At 71.7% G+C, this 19,317-nt stretch carries 14 protein-coding genes; all 14 read right to left on the bottom strand.

The window, feature by feature from the left end; genetic code table 11:
• Positions 1–16: 16 nt before the first annotated feature.
• On the bottom strand, positions 17–1,504 hold the full coding sequence (locus ACZ3I3_RS10205) for a VCBS repeat-containing protein (RefSeq protein WP_467364051.1): 1,488 nt from the start codon (positions 1,502–1,504) through the stop codon (positions 17–19).
• 161 nt (positions 1,505–1,665) lie between these two features.
• Positions 1,666–3,102: a GTPase ObgE gene (gene obgE, locus ACZ3I3_RS10200; protein ID WP_467364049.1), complete on the bottom strand. Its 1,437-nt coding sequence runs from the start codon at positions 3,100–3,102 to the stop codon at positions 1,666–1,668.
• Positions 3,103–3,241: 139 nt separating this feature from the next.
• Positions 3,242–3,496, bottom strand: a complete 255-nt coding sequence (gene rpmA / locus ACZ3I3_RS10195) for a 50S ribosomal protein L27 (protein WP_010041940.1) — start codon at positions 3,494–3,496, stop codon at positions 3,242–3,244.
• A gap of 14 nt (positions 3,497–3,510) precedes the next feature.
• The gene (gene rplU, locus ACZ3I3_RS10190; protein WP_004931419.1) at positions 3,511–3,831 is read right to left on the bottom strand and encodes a 50S ribosomal protein L21; all 321 of its coding nucleotides are present in this window, start codon (positions 3,829–3,831) and stop codon (positions 3,511–3,513) included.
• Between the two features lie 267 nt (positions 3,832–4,098).
• Positions 4,099–8,400 (bottom strand): Rne/Rng family ribonuclease, encoded by a 4,302-nt coding sequence (locus ACZ3I3_RS10185; RefSeq protein WP_467364048.1) that lies wholly within the window; start codon positions 8,398–8,400, stop codon positions 4,099–4,101.
• A 254-nt stretch (positions 8,401–8,654) separates the two neighbouring features.
• Complete coding sequence (locus ACZ3I3_RS10180) at positions 8,655–9,437, bottom strand: TIGR03936 family radical SAM-associated protein (protein ID WP_467364046.1); 783 nt, start codon at positions 9,435–9,437, stop codon at positions 8,655–8,657.
• A 48-nt stretch (positions 9,438–9,485) separates the two neighbouring features.
• Positions 9,486–10,673, bottom strand: coding sequence for a hypothetical protein (locus tag ACZ3I3_RS10175; protein WP_467364045.1), 1,188 nt, complete (start codon positions 10,671–10,673; stop codon positions 9,486–9,488).
• Between the two features lie 110 nt (positions 10,674–10,783).
• Positions 10,784–11,254, bottom strand: a complete 471-nt coding sequence (locus ACZ3I3_RS10170) for a GNAT family N-acetyltransferase (protein ID WP_467364044.1) — start codon at positions 11,252–11,254, stop codon at positions 10,784–10,786.
• Complete coding sequence (locus tag ACZ3I3_RS10165; protein ID WP_467364042.1) at positions 11,254–11,484, bottom strand: helix-turn-helix domain-containing protein; 231 nt, start codon at positions 11,482–11,484, stop codon at positions 11,254–11,256. The genes ACZ3I3_RS10170 and ACZ3I3_RS10165 overlap by 1 nt, the downstream gene beginning before the upstream one ends.
• Positions 11,484–11,981 (bottom strand): DUF2975 domain-containing protein, encoded by a 498-nt coding sequence (locus tag ACZ3I3_RS10160; RefSeq protein ID WP_467364041.1) that lies wholly within the window; start codon positions 11,979–11,981, stop codon positions 11,484–11,486. The genes ACZ3I3_RS10165 and ACZ3I3_RS10160 overlap by 1 nt, the downstream gene beginning before the upstream one ends.
• 163 nt (positions 11,982–12,144) lie before the next feature.
• Positions 12,145–14,109, bottom strand: coding sequence for a TIGR03960 family B12-binding radical SAM protein (locus ACZ3I3_RS10155; protein WP_467364039.1), 1,965 nt, complete (start codon positions 14,107–14,109; stop codon positions 12,145–12,147).
• A gap of 131 nt (positions 14,110–14,240) precedes the next feature.
• Complete coding sequence (locus ACZ3I3_RS10150; protein ID WP_467364036.1) at positions 14,241–15,746, bottom strand: CYTH and CHAD domain-containing protein; 1,506 nt, start codon at positions 15,744–15,746, stop codon at positions 14,241–14,243.
• Positions 15,747–15,801: 55 nt separating this feature from the next.
• Positions 15,802–17,004, bottom strand: a complete 1,203-nt coding sequence (gene rodA, locus ACZ3I3_RS10145) for a rod shape-determining protein RodA (protein WP_467364035.1) — start codon at positions 17,002–17,004, stop codon at positions 15,802–15,804.
• Positions 17,001–19,247, bottom strand: coding sequence for a penicillin-binding protein 2 (gene mrdA / locus ACZ3I3_RS10140; protein WP_467364034.1), 2,247 nt, complete (start codon positions 19,245–19,247; stop codon positions 17,001–17,003). The genes rodA and mrdA overlap by 4 nt, the downstream gene beginning before the upstream one ends.
• Positions 19,248–19,317 lie beyond the last annotated feature (70 nt).

Here is a 19,317-nt window from a genome sequence, read left to right as displayed (position 1 = left end):
GATGATCAGCCAGGGATCACCGGGCGAAGCCGGCGCCGAGCGCGGAGCCGTCCGCGACGGTGCCGAGGGTGCCCGCGCCGAAGCTGACCGAGCCGGTGGCGGTGGGGGCGCCGACCGGGTTGGGGAACGCCCAGACTCCCCCGTCCCGGTTCTCGCCGGTGGCGCCGACGAACAGCTCGGGCCGGCCGTCGCCGTTGACGTCGAGCAGCTTGGTCCGGGCGCCGAAGAAGTCGTTCTGCTCCGCCGTGCCCGGGACGTTCGCGGTGTTCTGGTTCATGGCCACGGCGCCGTCGCCGGTCAGCCCGGACTTCCCGCCGCGCAGGACGGTGAACTGCCCGGCCGCGTACACGTCCCCGATGCTCTCGGTCCCGCTGCCGGTGGAGACGTCGGCGTAGCCGTCGCCGTTGACGTCGGCGACGGAGATGCCCCCGCCGAAGCCGTCGCCCCACTCGGGGCTGCCGGGCACACCGGGGGTGTCCTGCGTGGTGATCGTCGTACGGGAGGTGTCGGGACCGTCGGCCGAGCCGTACACGACACCGATCTGGCCGCCCTTCAGCAGCGGGTCGTCCAGCGGGACTTCGCCCGAGCCGTCGAGCCGGCGGCCGATGACGAGGTCGCCGTACCCGTCCTTGTTCACGTCGCCGATGCCGAGGCTCTCGCCGCCCCGCATCCGCGTGCCGTCGGGGTTCTTCAGCGGGGCGGGGGCGCTCAGGCCGTCCGCGGTGCCGGCCAGGTAGACCGCGCGGCGGTGCTTGGCGTCCGGGTCGTGCAGGTCGTCCTCGCTGTCGTCGTGGATGAGCGCGACCAGGTCCGTGGTGCCGTCGTGGTCGACGTCACCGGCGGCCACGTCGTCCGTGACGTACTCGGCCTCCAGGGCGAGGCGGTGGCTGCTCGCGGCGCCGGTGGTGCGGTCGAACGGCCCGTACAGCAGGCGGTTGCCGGTGGCGAGGTCCAGCCGGCCGTCGCCGTTGAAGTCGCCGAGCGCCGGCCGGAGCGGGTCGACGCGGTCCTCCTCGGTGCCGGTGGCCACGGCCGTACCCCCGGACAGGCCCTGCGGCCCGCCCCACAGCACGGCGAGCGTGCCGGCGCTGACGACGTCCCCGACGTCCTCGCCCTGCGCGCCCACAACCAGGTCGGCGTAACCGTCGCCGTCCAGGTCACCGGCGGCCAGACCGTCGCCGTAGCGGTCCTCGGCCTCGGCGGCACCGGGTACGCCCGGGGTGTCCTGGCTGATGACCTGCCGGTGGGCGAGGTCGATGCCCTTCGCCGAGCCGTACACGACAGCCACGTACCCGGCGCGGGCCTTGCCGCCCACCTTGCCGTGCGGGGCGGCGACGGCCAGGTCCTGGTAGCCGTCACCGTTGAAGTCGTCGTCGAGCTTCGCCGCGGCGGCCGGGGTGGTGGGGGCGTCGGCGGCGTGCGCGGTCATCGGGGCGGTGACGGCCGCTAACACGGCGATGGCCGCCGCCACACCCGCTCCCTTGCCGATCCTGCGCTTGCTCATGGACTGGGGCACGTGAACTCCGGTGATTCGCTGGGCAGTTGCGACGCGGCGAAGAACAAGATCCGCACCGCGCTGCCCAGTACGACCCACCGGAGCACCACTTGGTTGCCTCGAAGTCCGTTGCGAATTTGCTTTCCGTTAACGCTCGGATCTGAGACGGATCAGAACGGCTCGAAGTCGTCGAACTCCCGCTCCGACTCGTCCCGCTCGGCCTGCCGGTCCCTGCGGCGCTGGGCGGCCGGTCGCGCCTCCTCCAGCCGGTGGTCCTCACCGCGTCGGCCGAGCATTTCGGCCCCGGCCATCACGGATGGCTCCCAGTCGAAGACCACGGCGTTCTCCTCGGGACCGATCGCGACACCGTCGCCGCCCCGGGCCCCGGCCTTCATCAGTTCCTCTTCGACCCCGAGCCTGTTGAGCCGGTCCGCCAGGTAGCCGACCGCCTCGTCGTTGTTGAAGTCGGTCTGCCGCACCCAGCGCTCGGGCTTCTCGCCGCGTACGCGGAACAGCCCGTCGTCCTCGCGCGTCACGGTGAAGCCCGTGTCGTCCACGGCCTTGGGCCGGATCACGATCCGCGTGGCCTCTTCCTTCGGCTTCGCGGCCCGCGCCTTCGCCACGAGCTCCGCGATCGCGTACGACAGCTCCTTCAGCCCCATGTGCGCCACGGCCGACACCTCGAACACGCGGTACCCGCGCGCCTCCAGGTCGGGCCGCACCATCTCGGCCAGGCCCTTGCCGTCCGGTACGTCGATCTTGTTCAGGACGACCAGCCGCGGACGGTTGTCCAGCCCGCCGTACTCCCGCAGCTCCGCCTCGATGGCGTCGAGGTCGGAGGCCGGGTCGCGGTCCGACTCCAGCGTGGCGGTGTCCAGGACGTGCACGAGCACACTGCACCGCTCCACGTGCCGCAGGAACTCCAGGCCCAGGCCCTTGCCCTGGCTGGCTCCCGGGATCAGACCGGGCACGTCGGCGATCGTGTACACCGTCGAGCCGGCCGTGACGACACCGAGGTTCGGCACGAGCGTGGTGAACGGGTAGTCGGCGATCTTCGGCTTGGCGGCGCTCAGCACCGAGATCAGCGACGACTTTCCGGCGCTCGGGTATCCGACGAGCGCCACGTCGGCGACGGTCTTCAGTTCCAGGACGACTTCGCGCACGTCTCCCGGCTCGCCGAGCAGCGCGAACCCGGGCGCCTTGCGCCGCGCGGACGCCAGCGCCGCGTTGCCGAGCCCGCCCCGGCCGCCCTGCGAGGCGACGAACGACGTGCCGTGCCCGACCAGGTCGGCGAGGACGTTGCCCGCCTTGTCGAGGACCACCGTGCCGTCCGGCACCGGCAGGACCAGGTCCTGTCCGTCCTTGCCGGAGCGGTTGCCGCCCTCGCCGGGCTTGCCGTTGGTGGCCTTGCGGTGCGGGGAGTGGTGATAGTCGAGGAGCGTGGTGACGGACTGGTCGACGGTGAGGATCACGTCCCCGCCGCGACCGCCGTTGCCGCCGTCGGGTCCGCCCAGCGGCTTGAACTTCTCACGGTGGACGGAGGCACAGCCGTGACCTCCGTTACCCGCGGCGACATGCAGCTCGACGCGGTCCACGAAGGTGGTCATGGTGGGTGCCTCCAGTGATGTACGGCGGTGGTGTACAGCCGTGGTGTGCGGGTTGTACGGGGTTGTTCTCTGCGTAACACGCGAAAGGCGGACCCGCTTCCCGTGAGGGAAGTGAGGTCCGCCTCGCGAAAGCTTCCGGTCAGGCGACCGGAACGATGTTCACGACCTTGCGGCCACGGTGGGTGCCGAACTGCACCGAACCGGCCTGGAGGGCGAACAGCGTGTCGTCGCCGCCACGGCCGACACCGGCGCCCGGGTGGAAGTGGGTGCCGCGCTGACGGACCAGGATCTCACCCGCGTTGACGACCTGACCGCCGAAGCGCTTCACGCCGAGGCGCTGAGCGTTGGAGTCACGACCGTTACGGGTGGACGATGCGCCCTTCTTGTGTGCCATCTCTCCTCAGTCCCTTACTTTGCAGCCGCGGGGATCTCAGTGACCTTGATCGCCGTGTACTGCTGGCGGTGGCCCTGACGACGGCGGTAACCGGTCTTGTTCTTGTAGCGCAGAATGTCGATCTTCTGGCCCTTGTGGTGGTCCACGACCTCGGCCTGGACCTTGATGCCGGCCAGCACCCACGGGTCGCTGGTCACGGCGTCGCCGTCGACAACGAGCAGGGTCGAGAGCTCGACCGTGTCGCCAACCTTGGCAGTGGAAATCTTGTCAACCTCAACGATGTCGCCGACAGCAACCTTGTGCTGGCGACCACCGCTGCGCACGATGGCGTACACGCGGACTCACTCTCTCGCTCGGGGAAACGGCACCCCCGCAGGCCAGCCGCCCGACACAAAGAGCGGCCTCTCCTGGGCGCCCGGCGCCCGGAGGATGAGGTTTACGGGGATGTGACGCGTCATTCGACACGCCGACGGTCAAGGTTACGGGGCCGCGGCCAAGGGGGTCAAACCGAGCCGGGCCCGCCGCCTGTGCGACCGGTCACGCCGGTCGCGTCCGCCGGGGCGTACGCGGGTTCGCGCACGCCCCGGCGGACGTCGAGGCGGTCAGTCCTCGTCGGTGGAGGCCGAGACGGAGGAGCGGGACTGCTCCGCCGCGACGGTCTTCTTCGACGTGGTCTTCTTGGCGGCGGTCTTGGTGGTCTTCGCCGCCGTCTTCTTCGCCGTCGTCTTCTTGGCCGCGGTCTTCTTCGCCGCGGTCTTCTTGGTGGCGGCCTTCTTCGCCGTGGCCTTCTTGGCCGTCTTGCGGGCCGTCTTCTTGGCCGGGGCCGACTCCTCGGCGGCCTCCTGCGGGGCGGCGCCGTCAGCCGCGGCGGGCTCCGGGGCCTCCTCGGGAGCGGCCGACGGGACGACCACGACGGCCGCCTCCTCGGGCGCGGTGGACACGGTGGGCTTGCGCACGGCGCGGCGCCTCGGACGGGCCGGGGCGGCGCTCTCGGCGGGCGGCTGTGCGGCCGCCTCGGCAGCCTCCGGGGCAGCCGCCACCGGCTGTTCGGCCTGCTCGGGAGCCGGTGCGGCCTCGGCCGCGGCGGGCGCGGTCTCGGACACCGTCACCACGGCCGCCTCCGCCCCCGCCGGAGAACCGGCCGGCGCGGACACCTTGCGCGTCGCCCGCCGACGGCCACGGCCCTTGGGCGCGGCCTCCTCTGCGGCCGGAGCCTCGACGGCCGGGGCCTCCACGACCGGGTCCTCGACGGCGCTCGGCTCGGCGTGCGCCTCGGCGGCCGGTTCCGGCTGCACCGGACGGGCGACCTCCTCGGCGGCGGTCACGTCCTGAGCCGTCGGCACCTCGGCCGGCGCGGCCTGCCCGGCCTTCCTGTCCTGCTCGGCCTTCGGCTCCGCGGTCTCACCGCGCGGCGCGCCCGCCGGAGCCGACGCCCGCCGGCTCGCCCGGCGCCGCGACCGGCCACGCGTGGCCGCGGCCTCCGCCTCGGCGGCGCTGCTGTACAGCTCCTCGTCGGGCTCGAAGACCGGCTCGGGCAGCGCGATCGGCTCGGCGATCTCGGCAACGACCTCGGCCTCGGTCTCCGCCTCCTGCTCGGCGGTCTCGACGGCCGCCTCGTGCACGTGCTGGTCGGCGGCACCGGCACGGGCACGCTTCTTGCGCTTGCCGCCGCCTCCGCCGGCGCCGGTCGGCTGCTCCATGTGCACGATGACGCCGCGTCCGTTGCAGTGGACGCAGGTCTCGGAGAAGGACTCCAGGAGCCCCTGCCCGACCCGCTTGCGGGTCATCTGCACGAGCCCCAGCGAGGTCACCTCGGCCACCTGGTGCTTCGTACGGTCCCGGCCCAGGCACTCCAGCAGACGCCGCAGCACCAGGTCCCGGTTGGACTCCAGCACCATGTCGATGAAGTCGATGACGATGATGCCGCCGAGGTCGCGCAGCCGCAGCTGGCGGACGATCTCCTCGGCCGCCTCCAGGTTGTTCCTGGTGACGGTCTCCTCGAGGTTGCCGCCCTGGCCGGTGAACTTGCCGGTGTTGACGTCGACGACGACCATCGCCTCGGTCCGGTCGATCACCAGCGAACCGCCGCTGGGCAGCCAGACCTTGCGGTCCAGCGCCTTGGCGAGCTGCTCGTCGATCCGGTAGGTGGCGAAGACGTCGACCTCGGACGTCCACTTCTGGAGCCGGTCGGCGAGGTCCGGCGCGACGTGCGAGACGTAGCCGTGGATGGTCTGCCACGCCTCGTCGCCGCTGACGACGACCTTGGAGAAGTCCTCGTTGAAGATGTCGCGCACGACCCGGACGGTCATGTCCGGCTCGCCGTACAGCAGCGTCGGCGCGTTGCCGCCGTTCTTGGCCTTCTTCTGGATGTCCTCCCACTGCCCCTGGAGCCGCTCGACGTCCCGGCGCAGCTCGTCCTCGCTCGCGCCCTCGGCGGCGGTGCGCACGATGACGCCCGCGTCCTCGGGGACGATCTTCTTGAGGATCGTCTTCAGCCGGGCCCGCTCGGTGTCGGGCAGCTTGCGGCTGATACCGGTCATGGAGCCCTCGGGCACGTACACGAGGTAGCGCCCGGGGAGGGAGACCTGGCTGGTCAGACGGGCACCCTTGTGCCCGATGGGGTCCTTCGTCACCTGGACGAGCACGGACTGCCCGGACTTCAGGGCGGACTCGATGCGCCGCGGCCCGTTGGCCATGCCGAGCGCCTCGAAGTTGACCTCACCGGCGTACAGCACCGCGTTGCGGCCCTTGCCGATGTCGATGAAGGCGGCCTCCATCGACGGCAGCACGTTCTGCACCTTGCCGAGGTAGACGTTGCCGACGTACGAGACCGCCTGTTCCTTGTTGACGTAGTGCTCGACGAGCACGCCGTCCTCCAGGACGCCGATCTGCGTACGGTCGCCGTGCTGGCGGACGATCATCACGCGCTCGACGGCCTCGCGCCGGGCCAGGAACTCGGCCTCGGTGATGATCGGGACGCGCCGGCGGCCCTGCTCGCGGCCTTCCCGGCGGCGCTGCTTCTTGGCCTCCAGACGGGTCGAGCCCTTGATGGACTGCACCTCGTCGGACGGTTCGGCCTTGGGGCGGGGCTCACGGACCTTGACGACCGTGCGCTCCGGGTCGTCCTCGGACGGCTCGGCCTCGGGCGCGCTGTCACCGGCACGGCGACGGCGGCGACGGCGACGGCGGCTGCTGCTGGAGCCCCCGCCGGACTCGTCGCGGTCGGCACCCTCGTCGGACTCGTCCTGGTCCTCCTCGGTCTGCTCCGCGGTGTCCTCGGCGTCCTGCGCGGCCTGGACGGCGGCGACCTGCTCGGGCTCGGCGTCCGTGCCCTCGCCGGCGTCGGAGTCGCTCTCGGCGGACTCACCACGCCGACGGCGGCGGCCGCCCCTGCGGCGACGACGGCGCGAGCCGCCGCCCTCGGAGTCGTCCTGATCGTCGCCCTCGGCGGACTCCTCGGGCTCCTCCGCCTCGTCGACACCGCTCTCGGCGGCGGCACTCTCGGCAGGGGCACTCTCGGCGGGGGCCTGGGCGGCCTGGGCCTCGGGCTCCTCCGCGGCACCCCGGCGGCGGCGACGGCGGCGCGATCCGCTGGGCTGCTCCTCCCGCGCCTCCACCGGCGCGGACTCCTCCGCCTCCTCGGGCTCCTCCGTCCCGGCCGCCTCGGCGGCGGCCGCGGCTGCGGCCCGCTCCGGCGTCTGGAACTGGGGCTCGGTGAACACGGGCGCCTGGAACAGGGCGACGGCGGGCCGCGCGGGCCGCGCCGACGTCTCGTCCTCGCCGGAGGCCTCGGCACCGGCGGCACCCCGCGCGGACTTCGAGCCCCGGGAGGCCCGGGAGGACTGCCCGGGCTCGGCGAAACCACTGGCGGCCCGGCGGACGACCCGGCGACGGCGCCGCGGAGTGGCCTCCTCGGCGGGCTCGGACGCCTGGGCGGCGGCTTCGGCGGGGGCCTCGGCGGCAGCGGCCTCGTCGGCTCCGTCGGACTCGGCGGCAGGGGATTCGGTCACGGGTGCCTTCGCCTCCTCGGCGGGCGTGCCGGCGGGGGCCTCGGCGGGCCCACCGGACACGGCAGCGGCGGCCTCGGCGGGCGCGTCGGTCGTGGTGACGGAGCCGGACCGGCCCGCGTCGGCGGTTCCTTCCGCCGCCTGTGCGGCGGCGGGTGCTGCGGTGGGCGCGGTCACCCGGCGCGTGGCACGCCGGCGAGTCCTGCGCGGCGCGGCCTCCTCGGCGGCATCGGCGGTCTCGGATGCCTCAGCCGTCTCGGCGCCGTCGGCGGCAGCGGCGGCCTCAGGGGCGCTCGGCTCGGCCTGCGCGGCGGCGGCAGCGGGCGCCGCCGTCTCCGCCGCCTCCGCCGGAGCCGCGGCGGGCGAGGTCACCGTGCGCGTCGCACGACGCCGGGTGCGCCGGGGAGCGGCGTCCTCGGACACCTCCGCGGGCGAGGCGACCTCGGCGGGAGCGGCGGTCTCGGGCTGCTCCGGCGCCTCGGAGGCGGCGGGAGCACCGGCGGTCACCGGCACCACGGTCTCGGCGGCCTCAGCACCCGCCGGAGCCCCTGCGGGCGCGGCGGCACGGCGAACCGCGCGGCGCCTCTTCGGAGCGGCGGGCGCGGCCTCCTCGGCGCTCTGGGCAGCCTCAGGAGTCTCCTGCGCCGCCGCGGCGGCGTCCTCGGCGGCGGTCTCCTCGACCTCGCCGGCCTCTACGGCGTCGGCCGCGAGGTCGTCGGGCTCCGCGGCCGGTATGGCCGGCGTGACGGTCTCCACGGGAGCGTCGGAGGAGGCGCCGACGGGCGGACCCGCCGGCCGGGAGGCGGCACGGCGCCGCCGCCGGGGCGGCAGGGTGTCGCTGGGGGTGTTCTGTTCGGAGTCCGTGGCGGACTCTGTGGGTTCGGTCGGTCCGAGCATGCGGGCTTTTCTCCCGTCAGGCTCCCGGGCGCCGCACCTGGTCCGGCTGTGCCGGTGACGTCCGCGGCTCGCGCTGTGCGCGTCGCCGCCGTCCGGGGCGCGGGCGCCGCACGGGAGCTCTCTGTGTCCTGTCTCGCCGGTTCCGTACGCCGAATGCGTACGGCCTGGCGAAAGTCTTCTGGTCGGTGCGCTGCCCGACCCAGGTGGCTCCCGAGTCCGAGGGCGGCGCTACGACGTCCGTCCCTTCGCGGAACCTACGCCGGCGCCGTCGCGGCGGCAGGCGGTTCGGCCTTTGAGCGGGCCTCCGCTGCCTCGCGGTCGGGCGCGAGCGGGTCGGTCACCGTGCCGGTCTCTTCATCGAACAGCCCCTGCGCCAGCCTGGTCACCGCTGCGGGGACCGGCGGCGCCAGGTCGGCCACGGCGCGGAGACCGGACAGGACGTCGTCGGGTCGTACGGCAGGCGTCACGTGCCGAACAACCAGCCGCAGTATCGCACAGGGCTGGTCGGTCGGCCTATCAGCCTGGGAACTCTGCGTTTCCGTGAGGCCGGGGATCTCCAGGCTCACGACGGCGGAGCGGGCGTCGAAGGTACGGACGCCGTTCTTCATGAGGCGCTGGACCTCCACGGTCTCGGCCGCGTTGAAGGCGTCCACCGCACGGCGGGCGTCCTCCTGCGACACGCCGTCCAGTCGCAGCTCCCACACGGAAGCCGTCAGCCGGTCGGCCAGCCCCGAGGTGTGGGCCTCGACCGCCTCGATGATGTCGAGCCCGGTGGGCATCGACTCGTCGAGAAGGGCCCTGAGCTGCTCCGGGTCGCGGTGCGCGGTCAGCGCGATCTCCAGATACTCCGCCTCACTGCCCGTGCCGGTGGGTGCGGCATTGGCGTACGACACCTTCGGGTGCGGTGTGAAGCCCGCCGAGTACGCCATCGGCACCTCGGCACGGCGCAACGCACGCTCGAAGGCGCGCTGGAAGTCACGGTGGCTGGTGAACCGGAGGCGGCCGCGCTTGGTGTAGCGCAGTCGGATGCGCTGCACCGCGGGTGCGGGCGGCGGGCCTTCGGGCTGTCGCTTGCCCAGTGTCGTTCAGTCCTTCGTGAGAGCGGTCGTACTGCTACCAAGAGTACGTGCCTCGCGGCCCGAAGGTTCCCCGAGGTCGACCGGCTGCGGCTGCGCGGGCTCACCGAAGAGCATCCGCCGGAAGTCGGCACGCGCCTGCCGTACGGATTCCCGGGCGGAGGCCAGCGCCTGCCGCGTGGCCCGTCCCACGCTGCGGGCGGCCTCGGCGGCGGGCCGCAGGACGGCGTCCCGCACGACGTGCCCGACGGGCGTCAGCACGCTCCGGTACACCCACCGCACCGGCTCGACGAAGATCCACCTCAGGAGTGTCGCCAGGAACCGCCCGACGGCGAGCGAGATGTGCCCGGCGATCCGCCAGGCGTGCCCGAGGGCGTCCCCGACCTCCCGCCCGATGACGGCGAGGACCCGCCCGACCGGCGTGAGGATCCAGCGCCACACGGCGAGCGCGGGAAGGACGAACAGGATCCGCGCGATCCAGTAGAGGGCCGTCCCGATGCCGGTGACGATCGTGCTCGCCAGCCACACCAGCCCCCTGGCGCACCAGGCGATCGCCCGCCCGACGGGCGCGAGCACCCACGTGTACAGCCATACGGCGGGGACGACGACGAGATACCGGGCGAGCCACGCCACGACCGCGTACACGCCGGCCCCGACCGCGGCGAGCACGGCGCCGAGCCCCTTCAGCACCCACATCACGGCATGCCCGACCGGTGTGAGCAGATACGAGTACACCCAGCCGAGCGCGGCAACGACGCCCCGGGCGACCCCGGTGACGACCCACTCGATCGCGTGTCCCACCGGCGTCAGCACCTGCCGGTAGAACCACACCAGCGGCACGACGAGCAGCACGTTCCCGAGCCACCCGAGCGCCTTGGCCACGGGCACGACGACGTACCGCCACAGCCCCACGAACGGCCAGACGAACACCGCCCGCCCGAGCCACAGCAGCGCCCGGCCCAGCGGCCGGAAGAGCACGTCGTTCAGGAACCGCCCGGCCACGACGAGCGCGTCCCACACCATCCGCACGGGGACGACCAGCACGAGCACGACGATCCGCACGGGAATCCGGACGGCGACGGCGAGACACCCCTCGGGCGCCGCCTCACGCACCGGTGGCGCGGACGGTTCGGGCACCCGTTTCCGCAGATCGACTCGCGTCTCGGAGCCCTCGCGGGCCGGTTTCTCCAGATCCATACCGTCGTAGACGCCTCAGCGGCCCGTCCGGATCCAGCACCGCACAGCCCCGCCCCGTTCTTCCGCAGATCCTCCACCTGGTTCTCCACCTGGCGTCATGATCATACGGCTCACGCGCCAGCGATCCGCGCGTGCAGCAGCCGGGGCGACTCCTGGAAGCCGCACCGGGCGTAGGCGGGAATCGCCCGCGGGCTCGAGTGCACGGTCACCCGTTCCAGCCCGAGCTCCCGGGCCCCGTCCAGCACGGCCCTGATCAGCGCACCGCCCACCCCGCCGTCGCGCGCCCCGGGTACGACGTACACGCACTGCAGATCGCCGGAGGCCCGGCGCGGCGCCCGCGGCGATGGCACCCGCTGCACCACCGCCAGCCAGGCCATGCCGATGACGACGCCGTCGTCACGCACGACCACCGTGCACCGGTGCGAACCGGCGTTGTCCCGGGCCCAGTCGACGAAGTGCCGTAAGAATTCCTCGCGTTCACCGAGGGCCTCGCCTCCGTTCTCGACGAGCCACTCCCAGCGAAGTGCCGCCACGGCCGCCAGTTCGCCGGGCCGAGCGGGGCGGATGCTGATGTTCTCCATCAGCTCATTGTCCGGTCGGTGGCCCCGTCCGCCTCCCACCGCAGCAGGTCCCCCGGCTGGCACTCGAGGACCTCGCAGAGGGCGGCGAGGGTCGAGAAGCGGACCGCCTTGGCGCGGCCGTTCTTGAGGACCGCGAGGTTGGCGGGGGTGATGCCGACGCGTTCCGCGAGTTCACCCACGGACATCTTCCGCTTCGCCAGCATCACGTCGATGTCGACGGCGATCGGCATCAGATGACCTCTTCCAACTCGGCCTGCATCCGCGCCGCTTCGACGTCCCGCGCGACGGCCTGCGCGAGCAGCATCCGCAGGACGAGCACGACCAGCGCGACCCCCAGCACGGCCACGCCGACCCCGCCCAGCAGCAGTACCACCCCCGGAGCGACGGCCTCGCCCGGCGCGAGGACGACCCCGAGCGCGAACACCAGGCAGGCCGCGGCCACGAAGGCACCGATCACGATGTGCACGTACCGGAAGGCGGCCGTGGAGAACACCGTCCCGCGACGCACCATCGTCACCAGCCGCCACACGCAGACCACGACGACCTGGGCGGTCACGACACCCAGCACCAAGATCACGAGGATCGGGGTGCGCAGGTAGGCGTATTCGGGCTTGAGCCCGTTCATGTCGATGGCCAGCAGCGGGACCATCACCCCCTGCACGAACAACGACCCGGCGAGCAACACCACGAGCACCACACGCAACGCCGCCACGGCCAGCTTCCCCATCACCACTCCTTCAATCGACCTACGATAGGAATCTATCGAAATTCGATACATGAGGCAAGGGGTGTCGGCCTTCGACGCACACGCAGAAGCGAAGGAGCCCCCTCCGAAGTCGGAGGGGGCTCCCTGTGCGGCGATACGGATGTGGTGCCGCCGCCGGCGACCGTCAGTGCGCGTGACCGCTCGGCGCCGGTGCCGCGTTCTTGACCGTCAGGGGCAGGAGCTTCTTGCCCGTCGGGCCGATCTGGATCTGGGTGTCCATCTGCGGACACACCCCGCAGTCGAAGCACGGCGTCCAGCGGCAGTCCTCGACCTCCGTCTCGTCGAGGGCGTCCTGCCAGTCCTCCCAGAGCCAGTCCTTGTCGAGGCCGGAGTCCAGGTGGTCCCAGGGCAGGACCTCCTCGTACGTGCGCTCTCGCGTCGTGTACCAGTCGACGTCGACGCCGAACGGGACAAGTGCCTTCTCGGCGCACCGCATCCAGCGGTCGTACGAGAAGTGCTCGCGCCAGCCGTCGAAGCGGCCGCCGTCGTCGTAGACCGCGCGGATGACGGCGCCGATCCGGCGGTCGCCGCGGGACAGCAGGCCCTCGACGATGCCGGGCTTGCCGTCGTGGTAGCGGAAGCCGATGGAGCGGCCGTACTTCTTGTCGCCGCGGATCTTGTTGCGCAGCTTCTCCAGGCGGGCGTCCGTCTCCTCGGCCGACAGCTGCGGCGCCCACTGGAAGGGGGTGTGGGGCTTGGGGACGAAGCCGCCGATCGAGACCGTGCAGCGGATGTCGTTGGAGTTCGAGACCTCGCGGCCCTTGGCGATGACCTTCGTCGCCATGTCGGCGATCTGGAGGACGTCGTCGTCGGTCTCCGTCGGCAGGCCGCACATGAAGTACAGCTTCACCTGGCGCCAGCCGTTGCCGTAGGCGGTGGCGACCGTGCGGATCAGGTCCTCTTCCGAGACCATCTTGTTGATGACCTTGCGGATACGCTCCGAACCGCCCTCCGGGGCGAAAGTGAGGCCGGAGCGGCGGCCGTTGCGCGTGAGTTCGTTCGCCAGGTCGATGTTGAAGGCGTCCACGCGGGTGGACGGGAGGGAGAGGCCGACCTTGTCGTCCTCGTAGCGGTCCGCGAGGCCCTTGGCGATGTCGCCGATCTCCGAGTGGTCCGCCGAGGAGAGGGACAGCAGGCCCACCTCCTCGAAGCCCGTCGCCTTCAGGCCCTGCTCGACCATGTCGCCGATGCCCGTGATGGAGCGCTCGCGGACCGGGCGGGTGATCATGCCGGCCTGGCAGAAGCGGCAGCCGCGGGTGCAGCCGCGGAAGATCTCCACCGACATGCGCTCGTGGACCGTCTCGGCCAACGGGACCAGGGGCTGCTTCGGGTACGGCCACTCGTCGAGGTCCATCACCGTGTGCTTGGAGACCCGCCACGGGACTCCGCTGCGCTTCGGCACGACGCGGGCGATACGGCCGTCCGGCAGGTACTCGACGTCGTAGAAGCCGGGCACGTACACCCCGCCCGTCTTCGCCAGGCGGAACAGCAGCTCCTCGCGGCCGCCGGGGCGGCCCTCCGCCTTCCAGGCGCGGATGATCGCGGTGACCTCGAGCACGGCCTGCTCGCCGTCACCGATCACCGCGCAGTCGATGAAGTCCGCGATCGGCTCGGGGTTGAACGCGGCGTGGCCGCCGGCCATGACGATCGGGTCGTCCAGGCCGCGGTCCTTGGACTCCAGGGGGATCCCGGAAAGGTCAAGGGCCGCCAGCATGTTGGTGTAGCCCAGCTCCGTGGAGAAGGACAGGCCCAGTACGTCGAAGGCCTTCACGGGCCGGTGGCTGTCCACCGTGAACTGCGGGACGCCGTGCTCCCGCATCAGCTCCTCGAGGTCCGGCCACACGCTGTACGTGCGCTCGGCGAGGACGCCCTGCTGCTCGTTGAGCACCTCGTAGAGGATCTGGACGCCCTGGTTGGGCAGGCCGACCTCGTAGGCGTCCGGGTACATGAGCGCCCAGCGGACGTCACAGGAGTCCCAGTCCTTGACCGTGGAGTTGAGTTCTCCGCCGACGTACTGGATCGGCTTCTGCACGTGCGGGAGCAGAGCTTCGAGCTGCGGGAACACCGACGCAGCGACTTCGGCAGACATGTCGCGCACCTTCGTGAGCTGGACTGAACGGACAGGGTGACCATCCAGACTAACGCGACCCGGACGCACCTTCGTACGCGCGGAAGATCAGCGGAAGATCAGCGGAGGATGAGAGGGGGATCAGAGGGGGATCAGAGGCCCGCCGCCCCGTCCTTGATCCCGTCCCAGAATCCGGGCAACTCGGTCTCCACTCGCGCCGCCCGCTGCTCCTCGCGCTCATGGAGCAGGCCGTAGGTGAAGGCGCTCTCCCCGGCCGCGTGGGCGACCGCCGACAGCTCGCGCAGGGCCTGCCGGGCCATCACGCTGTCCTGGTGCTCGCCGAGCAGGGCCTGGAGCGCCTTCATGGACTTGACCAGGTCCCTGGCCGGTTTGCCGAGGGCCGGCCGGGCCGCCTCAGCCGCGTAGCGGGCGCGCTTGGTCTTCTTGCGGGCCTCGTGGATCGCGACGTCGCGGTCGGTGCCGGGCTCCAGTTCCACGGCCTGCTCGACCAGCCCGGCGACCTTGCGGAAGTCCTTCTTCACGGCCTTGGCGATCGGCTTGCGGGGCTTCTTGCCGGCCGTCTTCCGCAGGGGCGGGCCGGCGATCAGCGCGTCCAGGGTGTCGAGCAGGGCCAGGTAGCGGCGGGAGTCCAGGACGCCGATGAGCCGGCCCCGGGTCCCGCCGTGCTCGGTTCTCGCCCAGGTGTGCAGCCGCTCGCCGACCGGGCCGCGCACCAGGGTGGCCGGTACCTCGTCGAGGGCCGCCGTGAGCCGTTCGGTCAGCACCTCGCGGTCACGGTCCAGGCCCAGCTCAGCGGCCAGCCACTTCAGCTCGTCGCCGACCGGGTCGGTGACGGTCCGGTCGAGGATCTCGCCGTAGGACTTGAAGGTGCTGCGCAGCCGGCGGGTGGCCACGCGCATGCTGTGCACGGAGTCCTCGGCGTCCCGCCGCACGGCCGGGTCGAGCTCGACGATGGCGTCCCGCTGGGCGCGCACGTACGCCAGGACGTGGTCCGAGGCCGTCACCGGTTCCGCGGCGGCGGCGGACGCGCGCTGCTCGTGCGGCGCCGTCTCCGCCAGGGCCCGCGCCAGCTTCGACGCCGAGGCCGACGGCCGTACGCCCGCCTTGCGCAGCCGTTTCTCCACCTTGTCGAGGAAGGCCGGGTCTCCCCCGTCGGCGAGCTCCACCTCGATCTCCGTCCACTGCGCCGCACCGCCGCCGGCCGTGAGCCGGTCGGCCTGGACGGCGTCGACGCTGACCTCGGCGAGCAGCCGGCCGTCGGCGTCGACGAGGTGACGCACGTCACGGTCGGAGCGCAGCCGGACGACGGGCAGCAGTGCGCCGCCGCGGACGCGGGAGCGGACGAGCCCGGCGAGGTCGTCCGGGAGGGTGTCGGAGAGCGGGGCCTGGATCTCGTCGCGGACGCCGGGGGCGACGGGGAACTTCAGATGCCAGCCCGCGTCCGAGCCGCCGGTGCGGCGGCGCAGGGTGACGGACGACGCGGCGAGGCGTTCGTCGGCGGTGTCGTAGTAGGTGGCGTCGAGGTGGGTGACGCCCTTGTCGAGTACGGCCGCGACCCCGGCGACACCGGTCAGGTCGGGGAGTCCGCTGTCCTCGGACTCGTATTTCCGCTCGATCTCACGCTTGGTGTCCGCCATGGACCGAATCTAGTGGGCACGGGGGCGGGGCGGCAGGGGGCCGCCCCGCCGGTGTTCACGCCGACATGGGGCGCTGGACCCGGATCGACTGCAGCAGACCGACCGCTATCCATGTGGCGAACATCGATGAGCCGCCGTACGACACGAACGGCAGCGGCAGGCCGGTGACCGGCATGATGCCGAGCGTCATGCCGATGTTCTCGAACGTCTGGAAGGCGAACCAGGCGACGATGCCGGCGGCGACGATCGTGCCGTACAGGTCGCTGGTCTCCCGGGCGATACGGCAGGCCCGCCACAGGACGATGCCCAGCAGCAGGATGATCAGGCCGCCGCCGAGGAAGCCCAGTTCCTCCCCGGCCACGGTGAAGACGAAGTCCGTCTGCTGCTCGGGCACGAACTGGCCGGTGGTCTGCGAGCCGTGGAAGAGGCCGGAGCCGGTCAGGCCGCCGGAGCCGATGGCGATGCGGGCCTGGTTGGTGTTGTAGCCGACGCCGGCCGGATCGAGCTCGGGGTTGGCGAAGGCGGCGAAGCGGGCGATCTGGTAGTCGTCGAGCACCCCGATCTGCCAGACGGTGATCGCGCCGATGGCGCCCGCGCCGAGCAGCCCGAACACCCACCGGTTGGTGGCGCCGGAGGCGAGCAGCACGCCGAGCACGATGATGACCATCACCATGACCGACCCGAGGTCGGGCATGAGCATCACGATCACCATGGGCACGGCGGCCAGGCCCAGGGCCTGCATGACCGTGCGGTGGTCGGGGTACTGCCGGTCGCCGGCGTCGACTCTGGCCGCCAGCAGCATCGCCATGCCCAGGATGATCGTGACCTTCACGAACTCCGAGGGCTGGAGGGAGAAGCCGCCGGGGAGCTTGATCCACGAGTGGGCGCCGTTGATCGTGGAGCCGAGCGGGGTGAGCACCAGCAGGATCAGCAGGACCGAGAAGCCGTACAGGACCGGCACGGCCGTGCGCAGGCCGCGGTGGCCGAGCCAGATCGTGCCGGCCATCAGGGCGAGGCCGATGCCGGTGTTGAGCAGGTGCCGGACGAGGAAGAAGTACTGGTCGCCCTGGTTGAGCTCCGTGCGGTTGCGGGTCGCCGAGTAGACGAGGAGCGTGCCGAGCAGGGACAGGGCCAGCGCCGACATCAGGATCGGCCAGTCCAGCCGCCGCGCCACCGAGTCGCGGGCGAGGAGTCTGGTCCAGCCCGAGCGCTCGGGGCCGTAGCCGGAGACCTGGAAGCTGTTCACACCACCGGTCATGACGGCAACCTCCGGCTTCCCCGCCGGCGCCGGCGCCTTCGGGTGTCACGGTTCTCCGGCGTCGGCGGGGCCGCCGTCGCCGGCTGGAGCGGGTCGGCCGGGGCGTTCGGGTCCTTCTTGTTCGCCTGCTGGTCCTTGGCCGGGTCCTTGGGAACCTTCGGGGAGGCGATGGTGCCGTCCGTCTTGACCTTCGGCAGGGTCTTCTGCGGGGTGGGCAGCAGCGCCTTCTTCGGGTCGATGTCGCCGTCCGGGGAGACGCCGTACAGCGCGTTGTAGATGTTGCGGACGGCGGGGCCGGAGGCTCCGGAGCCCGTACCACCCTGGGAGATCGTCATGACGACCGTGTAGTCCTTGGTGTACGTGGCGAACCAGGAGGTCGTCTGCTTGCCGTAGACCTCCGCCGTACCCGTCTTGGCGTGCATCGGGATCTTGTCCTGCGGCCAGCCGCCGAACCTCCAGGCGGCCGTACCGCGGGTGGCGACTCCCGCGAGGGCTTCGTCTATCTCGTTGCGCGTCTTCTGCGTCATCGGCAGCTTGCCGTGCGCCTGGGGCTTGAGCGGGGTGACCGTCTTGCCGTCCGCGCTGATGACGGCCTTGCCGACCGAGGGGGTGTACATCGTGCCGCCGTTGGAGATGGCTCCGTAGATCGTGGCCATCTGGATCGGCGTGACGAGGGTGTCGCCCTGGCCGATGGAGTAGTTGACGGAGTCACCGGCGCGCATGCGGTTGCCTTCGAGGCAGTTCTCGTAGGCGATCTTCTCCGCGTAGCTGCCGTTGCGCTTGCCGGTGCGGCACCAGGCGTCCTTGTTGGCCTTCCAGTAGTCCAGCTTCCACTTGCGGTCGGGGACGCGGCCGGTGACCTCGTTGGGCAGGTCGATGCCGGTCTCCTTGCCGAGGCCGAACTGGTGGGCGGTCTTGTAGAACCAGTCGCTGGGCTTCTTCTTCGGCTTGGTGCCGCCGTCCCTCTTCCACTCCTCGTGGGAGAGCCGGTAGAAGACCGTGTCGCAGGAGACCTCCAGGGCGCGGCCGAGGCTGATCGGGCCGTATCCCTTGGACTCGAAGTTCTTGAAGACCTGCCCGCCGATCGAGTACGAGCTGGAGCACTGGTAGGGGCCGTTGAAGGAGTAGCCCGCGTTGACCGCGGCGGCCGTCGGGATCACCTTGAAGATGGAGCCGGGCGCCGACTGGCCCTGGATCGCGCGGTTGAGCAGTGGGTAGTTGGAGCTCTTGCCCGTGAGCCGCGTGTAGTCCTTGGCGGAGATGCCGCCCACCCAGGCGTTCGGGTCGTACGTCGGGTTGGAGGCCATGGCGACGACGCGGCCGGTCTTGGCCTCCATGACGACGACGGCACCGGAGTCGGCCTTGTAGTTCGTGCCCGTGTTGCGGTCGTGCTCCTTGCGGGCCTGCTTCATGGCCTCGTTCAGCTCGTACTCGGCGATCCGCTGGACGCGGGAGTCGATGCTGGTGACGAGGTTGTCGCCGGGATGGGCCGGGTCGGCCTCGGCCTGGCCGATGACGCGGCCGAGGTTGTCCACCTCGTAGCGCGTGACGCCGGCCTTGCCGCGCAGATGCTTGTCGTACTGGCGCTCCAGGCCGGAGCGGCCGACCTGGTCGGAGCGCAGGTACGGCGAGTTGGTGTTCTGGGCCTTCTTGATCTCCTCGTCGGTGACCGGCGAGAGGTAGCCGAGGACCTGGGCGGTGTTGGCCTTGCCCGGGCTCGGGTAGCGGCGCACGGCCTCGGGCTCGGCGGTGATGCCGGGGAAGTCCTCGGCGCGCTCGCGGATCTGGAGGGCCTGCTTGGGGGTGGCCTCGTCGGTGATGGGGATGGGCTGGTACGGCGAGCCGTTCCAGCAGGGCTGGGGCGTCTTGGAGTCGCAGAGCCGGACCTTCTCCTGGACCTCCTTGGGCGTCATGCCCAGGACTCCGGCGAGCTTGGTGAGGACGTCCTTGCCGTCGTCCGGCATCTTCAGCAGGTCGGTGCGGGAGGCGGAGACGACCAGTCGCGTCTCGTTGTCGGCGAGGGCCACGCCGCGCGCATCCAGGATGGAGCCGCGGACGGCGGGCTGGACGACCTGCTGGACGTGGTTGCCCGACGCCTCCTTGGCGTACGCCGCGCCCTCACGGATCTGGAGGTACCACAGACGTCCGCCGAGGGTGAGCAGGAGGGACAGGACGAGGACCTGGATGACGACGAGCCGGATCTGGACCCGTGGGTTCCGCCCGGTCTCGGGGATGTTGGTCACTGCGGCTGCCTCCCCCTCTCGGTGCGCGTACGGATGTGCGAGTACGAAGGTGTCTCCGGGCACGTGTGTG

This window comes from Streptomyces sp. NPDC016851 (genome assembly GCF_055562795.1).
This window is presented reverse-complemented; position numbering and strand designations above follow the sequence as displayed.

What these genes read in the sequence shown, in the direction of transcription:
- ACZ3I3_RS10150 (WP_467364036.1), bottom strand. Translation starts at nt 15,746, where the DNA reads ATGGCGGACACCAAGCGTGAGATCGAGCGGAAATACGAGTCCGAGGAC.
- ACZ3I3_RS10205 (WP_467364051.1), bottom strand. Translation starts at nt 1,504, where the DNA reads ATGAGCAAGCGCAGGATCGGCAAGGGAGCGGGTGTGGCGGCGGCCATC.
- rpmA (WP_010041940.1), bottom strand. Translation starts at nt 3,496, where the DNA reads ATGGCACACAAGAAGGGCGCATCGTCCACCCGTAACGGTCGTGACTCC.
- ACZ3I3_RS10170 (WP_467364044.1), bottom strand. Translation starts at nt 11,254, where the DNA reads ATGGAGAACATCAGCATCCGCCCCGCTCGGCCCGGCGAACTGGCGGCC.
- ACZ3I3_RS10165 (WP_467364042.1), bottom strand. Translation starts at nt 11,484, where the DNA reads ATGCCGATCGCCGTCGACATCGACGTGATGCTGGCGAAGCGGAAGATG.
- rodA (WP_467364035.1), bottom strand. Translation starts at nt 17,004, where the DNA reads ATGACCGGTGGTGTGAACAGCTTCCAGGTCTCCGGCTACGGCCCCGAG.
- ACZ3I3_RS10155 (WP_467364039.1), bottom strand. Translation starts at nt 14,109, where the DNA reads ATGTCTGCCGAAGTCGCTGCGTCGGTGTTCCCGCAGCTCGAAGCTCTG.
- obgE (WP_467364049.1), bottom strand. Translation starts at nt 3,102, where the DNA reads ATGACCACCTTCGTGGACCGCGTCGAGCTGCATGTCGCCGCGGGTAAC.
- ACZ3I3_RS10160 (WP_467364041.1), bottom strand. Translation starts at nt 11,981, where the DNA reads ATGGGGAAGCTGGCCGTGGCGGCGTTGCGTGTGGTGCTCGTGGTGTTG.
- ACZ3I3_RS10185 (WP_467364048.1), bottom strand. Translation starts at nt 8,400, where the DNA reads ATGCTCGGACCGACCGAACCCACAGAGTCCGCCACGGACTCCGAACAG.
- ACZ3I3_RS10175 (WP_467364045.1), bottom strand. Translation starts at nt 10,673, where the DNA reads ATGGATCTGGAGAAACCGGCCCGCGAGGGCTCCGAGACGCGAGTCGAT.